Below are 11,077 nucleotides of genomic sequence, written 5' to 3'. Positions count from 1 at the left end.
TTCCTGATGAAGACCTCCGTCGGATATCCCGATGAGGAGGCAATGGCCGATGTCCTGGAGGGCAGCGCCAACCCGGACCGCTCGAAGTCGCTCAACGCCGTCATCGCCTCCAGCGCCGTGGCCTCCATGGCCGACCTCGCCGCGGAGAATCACATGGAGCGCTCGGTGGTGAAGTACATCGCGGCACTGGCGGCCGCCACCCGAGCCTCGCAGAGCACCCGTGTCGGGGTCTCCACGCGAGGGGCGCTGGCGATGGCTCGGGTCGTACGGGTCTGGGCGGCCGCTCAGGGCCGGCCCTACGTCATCCCCGATGATGTGCGGATGCTCGCCCAGGTCGTGTGGGCCCACCGCCTGGTCATGGACCCCGACGCCGAGTTCGCCGGCGCCACGCCGTCGGCTGTCATCTCCGAGGCCCTGGAGGTCGTCCCCGTCCCCACCGTGCAGAAGTAGGGCCTCATGGCTGCGACGACATCGGACGCCGCTCCCCTCCCCCGCCCACCGGGTCAGGAAACCCGAGGAGACCCGGGGGGCGGGCGGGCACCTGCCCCCTCCGCCCCGTTGGGGTCCTCCGCACCACCGACGACCGGTCCGAGGCGTTCCCGACGAGTACTGCACCAGCTGAGGCGGACCTCGAGCGCAACCCGTTCATCGATGCCGGCCCTGGCCAGAGCGGTCCGGCAGGCTCTGGCCGGGCTGCGACAAGCAGGAGGGGCCGCGCACAAGCGGCTGCCCGCACTGGCCGTGCGGCTACGGGCCGTCCCCGTGGTGGGGCCGGTGCTGGGCGCCTGCGGCTCGTGGCTGGGCGGCGCGGCCGCGATGGTGACCACGCTGGGGCGGGTCTGCCTGCTGGTGCTCGTCGTCTCCTGGTACCTGGCCGCCGGCCGGCACTGGTTGGAGGCCTGGTTCATCGCCCTGGCCCTGGCCACCCTGATGGTGCTGGCGGCGCTCCAGACGCTGGGGCGAGCCACCTACCGGGTGCGCCTCTCCCTGGTCTCGACCCGGGTCGTCGTCGGCGATCCGGCACTGGGCTCCCTGTACCTGTCGCCTCCCTCGCAGCGCGCCACCCGGCCGGCGACGGTGGAGATGCCCGTGGGCCAGGGGATGGCCGTCTTCGATATTCCGCGCCTCTCCCCCGGCGCCGAGCACCAGGAGGTCTTCACCGTGCCCACCCGCCATCGGGGAGTCATCACGGTGGGACCGGTGCGAAGCATCCGCGGGGACGCACTGGGCCTGGTCCGACGCTCACAGAACTGGACCGAGCCGGTCGACCTGTTCATCCACCCGCGCACCGTCAACCTGGACTCCACAGCGATCGGTTTCATCCGCGACATCGAGGGCGCCGTCACCCAGGACCTGTCCAGCTCAGACGTCGCCTTCCACGCCCTGCGCGAGTACACCCCAGGTGATGATCGCCGCAACGTCCACTGGAAGACCACTGCCCGCACCGGCCGCCTCATGGTGCGCCAGTTCGAGGAGACCCGCAGGGCCCATCTCCTGGTCATCCATGACCTCGATCCTCAGGCCTGGGACGAGGAGGAGGACTTCGAGACCTCGGTGTCCGCGAGCGCCTCGTTGCTGCTGGCCGCCGTGCGGGACAGCCGGGAGATCAGCCTGGTCACTCAGGCCGGCCGCCCCTACCTGCCCACGGGGGCGCGGGTGCTGGACACCTTCACCACGCTCAACCCGGTGGAGGGCACCGGGGACCTGGTGGACCTGACCCGTCAGGCGGTCAGTACCGTGCCGCAGGCGTCGGTCACCGTCCTGGTCACTGGTGCCAGGACCTCGGCGTCCGCCCTCCACCGCGCTCACGCCGAGCTGCCGGCCAGCACCCGGTGCCTGGCACTGAGGATCAACGCCCGTGAGCACCTGGCCTCGCAGAGGGTCGCGGGGCTGCCCGTGGTGACGCTTCCCGACCTGGAGCACCTGGCGCCCGCGATGAGAAAGGCCCGCTCATGATCGCGCGTGGGTCACGCACTCCTTCCGATCCTCCCGAGGGCCTGCCCACCGGCGCCGGTGCGGGCACGGCAACGACCGCCTCGTCGGGCAGCGGATCGCCGGCCCGTCGTCTGGACTGGGTGAGTCTGGGGGCGGTCGTGCTGCTGCTGGTCGCAGCCGGAGCCACGCACGGGGCCGTCTTCGGCTCCTTAAGCGGCTATGTCGCCGTCGCCGGGGGCATTGTCATTGGCACGCTCGTGGCACTGGCTGGGGCCTGGTGGCGGTGGAACCCCCTGGAGATCCTCCTGGCAGCGATCATCTCCTACCTCCTGGCGGGAGGTCCGCTGGCGCTTCCCACCACGACGGGCCGGTGGGGGGTGCCGACCATGGCGACCCTTCAGGGGCTGGTGGTCGGCGCAGTGACCTCGTGGAAGGACCTGCTGACGATCGCGCCTCCGGCGGCGTCCTTCGTCGGTCCGGGGATCGTCCCCTACCTCAGTGGGCTGCTGTGCTCGCTGGTGGCGGTGACGATCGCGCTGCGCGCCGGTGAGCGTCGGGGCTGGGCCCTGGTGGCCGTGGCGGCGCTGGGACTCATCGGGATCCTGTGGGGCTCGCAGCGGGCGCCGCTGGCGCTTCCTGCGGCTGGTCTCGCCCTGGTGGTCGCCATGGTGTGGATGGCTCACCTGCAGCAGCGGGGTCGTATCGCGGCGGGGCACGGAATCGTCGGCAGGCCCGGTTCCCGGCGTCGCGCCCGGCTCCGTCTTGTCGCCGGCACCACCGGCATGCTGGCGCTCGCCGTCGCCGTCGCCGCGACCCTGTCCCCCGTCATTGAGCCCGGAGGCCGCCGTGATGTGCTGCGCGACCACGTCAGGCCTCCTCTGGACCTGTCGGCCTACGCCTCACCGCTGACCTCCTTCCGCTACTGGGTGGATAACCAGAAGGACTCCACCCTCTTCACGGTTGAGGGGCTCAAGGAGGGCCAGAGGATCCGTCTGGCCACGTTGGACGCCTACGACGGCACCGTCATGCGGGTGGGCACTGACGCCTCGGCGGAGGGGTTCCGGCGGGTGGGCTCCACCATCACCGATGAGCCGTTGCCCGGTGGCACCAGCACCACGAGCCTGGACGTGACGATCAAGGACTACTCGGGCTACTGGATGCCCGGGGCCGGTCGGATCCAGTCGGTCGCCTTCAGCGGTGATCGTGCCACGATCCTGCAGGAGTCCCTGTACTACTCCGAGCCGTTGGAGTCGGCCATCACCACTCAGGGCCTGACTCGAGGGGACCGCTACACGACCACGATCATCGACACCCCGACCTGGACCGATGCGCAGCTCAGCGACAAGGCGCTCACCACGCTGACAATGCCCGAGACGAGCAATGTGCCGGAGTCGGCCGGGACCCGTCTGAGCGAGTTCATCGGCGACGCCTCCACTCCGGTCGAGAGGATCCGGACGATGGCGCAGACCTTCTCCAGCCAGGGCTTCTTCTCCGATGGCAGTGACAAGCTCTCCTTGCCGAGCCACTCGACCGCGCGTCTGACCGCCTTCCTGGATCCTAAGAAGCCGATGATCGGCGACGACGAGCAGTACGCCGTCGCGATGGCGCTCATGGCCAGGCAGGCCGGCTACCCGGCGCGCGTGGTCCTGGGGTTCTACCCCGAGACCTACTCCGGGGGCACGCAGGCGATCACCGGAACCAACGCCCACGCCTGGGTGGAGGTCAGCTTCTCCTCCGTGGGCTGGGTGGCCTTCGATCCCACTCCGCCCCGCGACCAGAAGCCCCAGACGGAGGTTCCCAGGCCCAAGCCGAATCCTCGTCCCCAGGTGCTTCAGCCACCTGTGCCGCCCCAGGACCCGACCGATCTGACGCCGCAGACCAACGAGGACCGCGACGACGACTCGGACCGCCCCAGCCCCTGGCTGGCATGGCTGCTCCTGGCGGCCAAGGTGGGCGGCGTCCTGGCGGTCATCGCCGGGCCCTTCGTCATCATCGTGGCGGCCAAGGCGTGGCGTCGTCGACGACGGCGCCGGGCCGCGAGCCGGATGGAGCGCATCACCGGCTCATGGAACGAGCTCATCGACTACGCCACGGACCTGCGTACCGGGGTTCCGCGCACAACCACCCGCAGCGAGCAGGCCCTCTACCTCGACTCCTTCGTCTCCGGCGAGCCGAACCCGGGGCTGACCTTCCGCCCGCGCCCGGCCTCAGGCAGCGTCGGCGGCCTGGCCCAGCTGGTGGACTCCACGGTGTTCAGCGGCCAGGACATGGCCGACACGGTGGAGACCAGTGCCTGGAACAGCACCGATGCCCTGAGCCGGGCCCTGGCCTCCCGCGCCTCCCGGTACCGGCGCCTGGTGGCGCGGTTCTCGATGACCTCCTTGAGACGTTGTTCAGGCCGCGCAGCAGTCCGGTGGCCGATCCGGCTGAGCCCGTCGAACCTGCGCAGACCGCCGCGTCAGTCGGCCACGGACTCACTGCCCTTCCCGCAAGGAGATGACTGATGACGACAGGATCACTGGAGAACCGAGTGACGGCCCCCGACCTCCCCCCGGCCTCGGCACTCACCCACGGCTCACCGGCCCACCTGCGAGACCTCCGAGTGGCCAGCACCGGCATGCGCGCCACGGCGCTGGTGGTCGACGCAGTGGTGGTGGCCCTCATCAACGCCATATGCCTGATGCCCACCGTGATCGCCATGCAGTCGGCCTCCGCGGTGGCGACCGGGGTGGCGGCCGTGTTCGCGTTCCTGGGAACGGTGGCTGTCATCTGGTTCGAGGTCATTGACCTGTGGAGGCGCGGGCAGACCCTGGGGATGAGGGTCGTGGGCATCTCCTGGCTGCGGTGGAGCCTGCCGGGAAGGCCCGGCCTGAACGCCCTCGCCAAGCTCGTGGTCCTGTCGATCGTCTCCGTGCTCACCCTGGGTGTCGGCGCCGTCATCATCTACCTGATCTCGGAGGACCGTAGCGGTCGCTCCTGGTTCGACCGGATCAGTGACATCATCGTGGTCACCGCCAAGGACACCGGCTCCGGTGAGGAGCCCTCAGGGCTCGGAACCCACAGACCATCAGCGGCACGAGGAGGTGAGGCCTTCGGCCCCCAGTGGCTGGCGCTGCGTGATGAGGACGCCGACGACGGCACCGGCGGAGGGCATGGCCATGACCAGTTCCGGCGTCCTGAGGCCCTTGAGGACCTCATCGAGGCTGATGAGTACCTTCAGCCCACCGGTTCTGTCGAGGTGCGCCGAGCACCGGCCGAGACTCGCAGCGCAGAGGCCTGCGTGGCGTCCTCCGGGGCCGAGGGCCTCATCACTGAGGTTCCGTGGCGATCCGGGCAGCCGCAGGGGCCGGCGGGGTGCGCGCACCAGGACCAGGCGGGCTCCCCCGTGGTCGCCGCACCAGCGGTGCCGGGGGCCCAGGATCCCTGGGGGTCCCAGGACTCCTGCGCCGGGGAGGACTCCCTGGACCGCACCGTTGCCAGGCCCGCTGCCCAGTGCGCGCCCTCACTCCTGCTGGACACCGGGCAGCGGGTCGACCTCACCGCCGCAGGCACGGTCCTGCTGGGCCGCGACCCGCAGGCGGTCGCGCCCTGGGAGGGCGCCCGCACCGTTGCCGTGGACGATCCGGGGTTCTCCATCTCCAAGACCCATGTCGCCGTCATCGTGGACGGCACCGGTGTGCTCGTTGAGGACCTGGGCTCCACCAACGGCACCTCGGTGGAGGCCCCTGACGGCGCCCTGACGACCGCCGGTGAGGGCCAGCGCATCAGAGCCGGCGTCGGCGACGTCGTTCATGTCGGTCGGCGCCGGTTCATGGTGGGGCGCTGAGAGGGGATGATGAGATGAGCAGCTCCACCGCAGCGCATCCGGCGGCTCATGAGACCTCCCACCCTCAGGGGGTCCGCCTCATCGTGCGTCACGGCTCGGCCACCGATGTCGGCCAGGTCCGCGACGATAACGAGGACTCGCTGCTGGCCGACTCCCCGGTCTTCCTCGTCGCCGACGGCATGGGGGGACACCGCTTAGGCGGCACCGCCTCGGCTCACGCAGTCAGAGCCTTCGAGGACCTCGTAGGGCGCGACTTCGTCACGTCGCAGGAGTTCAGCAGGCGGCTGACCCGTGCCGCGCGAAGCGTGGCCGCCCTGGGTGCCGGGGAACGCGCCCCCGGATCGACGCTCACGGGTCTGCTGCTCTGCCGGCAGGGAGCACTTCCCTGCCTGCGAGTGGTGAACATCGGCGACTCACGCACCTACCACCTGTCCGCGCAGTCCTTCTCCCAGATCACCCACGACCACTCCGAGGTCCAGGAGCTCATCGACTCCGGTCACCTGGACCGGGCCCGGGCACTGTCCTCATGCCGCCGCAACGTCATCACGCGGGCGCTGGGGGCCGGAGGCGGGGACCAGGTGGTGGCCGACCAGTACCTTCTGCCGGCCACCGTGGGCGATCGATTCATCATCTGCTCGGACGGGCTGAGCGGGCACGTCGCCGGCTCCCTCATCGAGATGGTGGCCAGGTCCGTGCCCGACCCGCGCAACGCCGCCCAGGAGCTGGTGGCCCTGGCCCTGGCCACCGGCGGACGAGACAACGTCACCGTCATCGTCGTCGACGTCGTGGAGGCCTTCCCTCCCTGGGAGAACACGCAGGTCGACGACATCACGCTGCCCCGGGCCACCGGCTCCGGCTCCGGCTCCGGCTCCACTGTCCCCGCCCCCGTCTCCAGGAGGTCCTGTCCATGAACATGCTGACACGTTGGGTGCCCGGCGACATCCTGGTCGCCGTCGCGGACGGCGGCGTCCTCGCCCTCGACGGGAGCGCGCAGGCGATGGAGGCGATGTGGACCGAGCTCGGTGAGCACCGCTGCCTCGGCGACCTGCTGCGAAGCCTGAGCCGGCTGCACGACAACGAGGTCTTCACCCTTCCCGACTTCCTCATGATGGCCATCGACGGCCAGGAGCTGCGAGTGGCCGCCCGGGGGCGCTTCTGCCTCCACCTGGACACCGCCGACGGCGAGCGCAGCTTCAGCGCCTCCGAGGTCGTCGTGTGGGAGGAGTCCCGCTATGACGGAGTCAACCAGTGCATCCTCGAGCTCGCCCCGGCCGCTGGGCACGCGGCCGGCCCCGAAGGACTCGAGGAGTTCCTCCCCCTGCGCTCGGGGATCGTCCGGGCCTCCCAGCTGCACATCGGCTTCGGAGCCCACCGGTTCCCACTGTCCTCACCGGTTCTGTCCGGCGCTCACGAGGCCGGGGAGGCACGGCTGCCGTCGGAGGTCCAGGAGATCCTCCAGCAGGCTCAGTCCGACGGCGTCCCGGAGCAGGACGCCCCACCGCCGTCGTCATCGCGACCTGGGACGCAGGACCAGGGGGAGGCCGCCCACCTGGCCTGCCCCGATCCCGCACGGACGCTGGGACCGGAGTCCATGGACCTGCTGGACGGTGCGGGTTCCCCGCAGGGGGCCGGGCCCGGGGACCGGGCCGCGGTGCTGGGCCCCGACGACGTTCCGGCGGCCGAAGCCGCAGACCCGCAGGTGGGCGAGCAGCAGGACGAGGACGAGTACGTCGGTCATCTCTTCGAGCACACGATGATGAGGGGCATCGAGGAGGCGGCCGTCCGCCCGGCCCCCTCCGAGGGCATCGATCCGTTGGCCCGGCTCACCGGGGGGCTCGGACGCCACCGGGTCTCCTCCCACGGCGAGCACGCCTCCGGCCGGCACTCATCGCAGGCCGATGAGCCCCTCCCGACTCACGGACAGGCCCTGGACGGTGGCGCGGATGCGGCCTCCCCGAACGGTTCCGCCCCCTCGGGCGAGCGCTGGAGGCACGACGGGCGCACCGTGTCGACTGCCGGGCTCCGTGCCGCCAGGGACGCCCTGGGCGGACAGGCCGGGGTGAGCGGAACCGACGAGCCGCCCGGCACCGGCCCCAGCGTGCTGGCCGTCTTCTGCGAGGCGGGGCACCCCAACCCAGTGCACGCCTCCTCGTGCCGCGAGTGCGACGGCGCCATCACCTCCAGGACCGGCCAGGTCGAGCGACCGGTCCTGGGTGTTCTGCGTGTCTCCTCCGGCGCCACCGCGGTCCTGGACGCCGACGTCATCATCGGCCGACTGCCCCAGGGCACGAGCAGCACCGCCGCTCAGAGCCCCCACCTGCTGGCGGTCCCCAGCCCGGGCAAGGCGATCTCGAAGACTCACTGCGCCGTGCGGGTCGAGGGCTGGGACATGTGTGTGGAGGACCTGGGGTCCACCAACGGGACCTTCCTGCTGCGCGCCGGGGAGGAGCCCCGCCGGGTGCCCGAGCACCAGCAGCTCTTCCTGCGCATCGGAGACGTCATCGACATCGGTGACGACACGACCCTGACCGTGGAGCGGGAGGCATGATGCCCGCCGAGAGGAGCGCTCTCCCGCAGGGGCCACCGATCCTCGGAGCCAGGCCCAAGCGCTTCCTGGGCGCCGGGGGCTTCGCCGATGTCTTCCTGTATGAGCAGCAGGTGCCGCGCCGCGACGTGGCGGTCAAGATCCTGCGGCAAGGGGGCAGCCAGCGTGACCACCACCGGTTCACCACCGAGGCCGATCTCATGGCCCGGCTGTCGTCACATCCCTCCATCGTGTCGGTCTATGGGGCCGGGACGGTGGAGGAGGAGCGCAGCTACCTCATCATGGAGTACTGCCCCCCGCCCCACCTGGGCAAGCTGGCCGCCTCGCAGCCCCTGACCCTCACACGCGCCCTGGAGATCGGTATCCAGGTGGCGGGTGCGGTGGAGACCATTCACCGAGTCGGCTACCTCCACAGAGATATCAAGCCTGCCAATATCCTCGTCACCCCCTTCGGGCGTCCGGTGCTCGGCGACTTCGGGATCGCCGCACCCATTGGGCTCAGCGTCGAGCAGGACGAGTTCGGTGGGGCCTCCCCGCCGTGGGCCTCACCCGAGCAGCAGCTCGACCAGGAGAGCCTGACGCCGGCCTCGGACGTCTACGCCCTGGCCGCGACCATCTACACGCTGCTGGCGGGGCGCTCACCCCACGTCGACGTCTCCGGCGCCGACCGCAACGACCAGCTCTCGATGCTCGACCGAGTGCTTCACCGGCCGATCCCCCCGATCGGACGACGTGACGTGCCCGAGCAGCTCGAACGGGTCCTGGTCACGGCGATGGCCAAGTCCCCCCGCGGACGGTACGCCAGCGCCGTCGCCCTGGCACGAGCGCTGCAACAGGTGCAGACCGATCTGCAGCTGGCCGCCACCCAGCTCGATGTCATGGAGGAGGCACCTGGAGGGGACACGGGTGGCGGCCGGGACCAGGACTCCACGATGCTGCGGCCGGTCGTCACGGTGGACCCCGACGGGCCGACCGGAACCATTCCCGCCGCCCACAGGCATGACGACGCCGCCACGACGTTCGCGCCTCGTCGTGTCGAGGCCCAGCCCACGGGCTCCGCCTCGCCGCGCAACCGTCCCCGTCCCCGGTTCTCGGTGCCTCAGGCGCCCGCGGGACCGCGCATGCCCGAGGAGCTCGGCACCCGCCCCGGGCGCACGGATGATGAGGCCGACCCCGCCGTGGAGGCGGAGGTCCCCCCGGGGCACCGGGCGAGTCCCTCATCGGTCTCGACGTCATCATCTCCTCACCCCGTATCCTCTCCCCCCTGTCAGGACGATGCGCCCCAGGGTGCGGCGGAGACTGCGGACGCGCAGGAGGCTGAGGCGGGGCTGAGCCGGCAGCGCAGGCGCCTGTCGGGGCGAGCCGTGGCCGTCACCGTTCTGGGCGCCGCCGTCGTGATCTGCCTGACTGGGATCGGAGTGTGGTCGGCGCTACGAGGAGAAGGGGGGACGCAGCAGGCCACGGCCCAGCCGGCGACCACCGCTCCGCCCGGGGCGTTTCCCGGCGCCGGGGTACTGCCCGCTGTCACTAACCTCAAGGTGTCGCAGGCCGAGGGGCTCGTTACAGCCACCTGGTCCTATGACTCCAGCGGCGACGACGTGGTCTTCCTGTACCGCATCTCCGACCCGGGCCAGCTGCTTCCGGTCCAGGAGACCAGACAGACCGGCGCCACCGTCACACCGGTCAGTGCACGGACCTGCATCGAGGTCGTCGCCCGGGACTCCAACGGGGCGGCGTCGGAGGCCGCCGTCGCCTGCGTTGACACCCCCGGGGCGGGCAGTGAGGGTTGAACCGTCCCCTGCCCGAGGGCCCTGCCGGCAACCGCACGAGCACCGACGTTCATGGAATGACCACGCAATCGAGGAATCACTAGGAAGAAGGAGGGATCATGACGAATTCACCCGCCGAGCCCCTGCTCGTGGACTTCGTCGGCGAGCTGTACCACGTCGAGCCCGGTACCCGCTTCAGTATCGGACGCGAGGGGGATCTCGTGCTCGACGCCGACAACCTGTTCCTGCACCGCACATTCCTCATCCTGGAACACGACACGGGCCTGTGGTGGGCCGCGAACGTCGGTTCCCACATCGGGGCGACCCTGACCGAGAAGTCCGGCACGTCCCGTTCCTGGATCGCTCCCGGCGCCCGGGTGCCACTGGTGTTTCCTGAGATGGCGATCGTGTTCACCGCGGGGTCGACCACCTACGAGATCCTGCTGACCGTGCCCCTTCCCGGCTATGAGACCGCCCAACCGCGTTCGATGACTCCCCTGACCGGTGAGACGACCGTGGGCATGGTGACCCTGACCCCCAGTCAGCACCTGGCGATCCTGGCGCTGGCCGAGCCCTGGCTCAGGCGCACCGGCACCGGCCCGGTCGACCTGCCCCGCAACGCCGATGCGGCAGCCCGCCTGGGCTGGACCCTCACCCGTTTCAACCGCAAGCTGGACAACGTCTGCTACAAGCTCGACCGCATCGGGGTCAAGGGCATGCGCGGGGGGCCTCGCGTCCACGCCTCCTACCGGCGCACCGCCCTGGTCGACTACGCCCTGACCGCACGGATCGTCACTGTCGAGGACCTCCCCCTGCTGGACAGCACGGCGCAGTCGGAGGGCACCAAGAGCCCGCCACCGCCCCCACCCGAACCGGGCACGGAGCGGGCCTGAGGCGCACCGGAGCATGGCACTCACCTGCGTACGCACGTGCGGAGACAAGACCCGTGCGTCATGCTCGCGCCGCAGTCGTGGGACGCCCTTAGGGCCTGTTGCGGAAGGG

8 protein-coding genes are annotated in these 11,077 nt (G+C 70.8%); all 8 read left to right on the top strand.

All coding sequences use genetic code 11. From position 1 onward, the window contains the following. A partial coding sequence (locus tag BKH32_RS05470) for an AAA family ATPase (protein WP_218638458.1) occupies nt 1-450 on the top strand: 450 nt, incomplete at its 5' end. Nucleotides 451-651: 201 nt separating this feature from the next. Next, nucleotides 652-1,956: a DUF58 domain-containing protein gene (locus BKH32_RS05465; protein ID WP_081376704.1), complete on the top strand. Its 1,305-nt coding sequence runs from the start codon at nt 652-654 to the stop codon at nt 1,954-1,956. Further along, complete coding sequence (locus BKH32_RS05460; RefSeq protein WP_075249004.1) at nt 1,953-4,439, top strand: DUF3488 and transglutaminase-like domain-containing protein; 2,487 nt, start codon at nt 1,953-1,955, stop codon at nt 4,437-4,439. The genes BKH32_RS05465 and BKH32_RS05460 overlap by 4 nt, the downstream gene beginning before the upstream one ends. Then, nucleotides 4,439-5,761, top strand: coding sequence for an RDD family protein (locus tag BKH32_RS14620; RefSeq protein WP_075249003.1), 1,323 nt, complete (start codon nt 4,439-4,441; stop codon nt 5,759-5,761). Before BKH32_RS05460 ends, BKH32_RS14620 begins: the two co-directional genes overlap by 1 nt. 14 nt (nt 5,762-5,775) lie before the next feature. Further along, the gene (locus BKH32_RS05450) at nt 5,776-6,672 is read left to right on the top strand and encodes a PP2C family protein-serine/threonine phosphatase (protein ID WP_081376703.1); all 897 of its coding nucleotides are present in this window, start codon (nt 5,776-5,778) and stop codon (nt 6,670-6,672) included. Then, on the top strand, nt 6,669-8,309 hold the full coding sequence (locus BKH32_RS05445) for an FHA domain-containing protein (protein WP_075249002.1): 1,641 nt from the start codon (nt 6,669-6,671) through the stop codon (nt 8,307-8,309). Before BKH32_RS05450 ends, BKH32_RS05445 begins: the two co-directional genes overlap by 4 nt. Then, entirely contained in the window at nt 8,306-10,096 is a 1,791-nt protein-coding gene (locus tag BKH32_RS05440; RefSeq protein ID WP_075249001.1) for a serine/threonine-protein kinase, read from the top strand. The genes BKH32_RS05445 and BKH32_RS05440 overlap by 4 nt, the downstream gene beginning before the upstream one ends. A gap of 98 nt (nt 10,097-10,194) precedes the next feature. Then, nucleotides 10,195-10,968, top strand: a complete 774-nt coding sequence (locus BKH32_RS05435) for a hypothetical protein (RefSeq protein WP_075249000.1) — start codon at nt 10,195-10,197, stop codon at nt 10,966-10,968. Nucleotides 10,969-11,077: the final 109 nt, after the last annotated feature.

This window comes from Actinomyces oris (assembly GCF_001929375.1).
GTDB lineage: Bacteria > Actinomycetota > Actinomycetes > Actinomycetales > Actinomycetaceae > Actinomyces > Actinomyces oris_B.
This window is presented reverse-complemented; position numbering and strand designations above follow the sequence as displayed.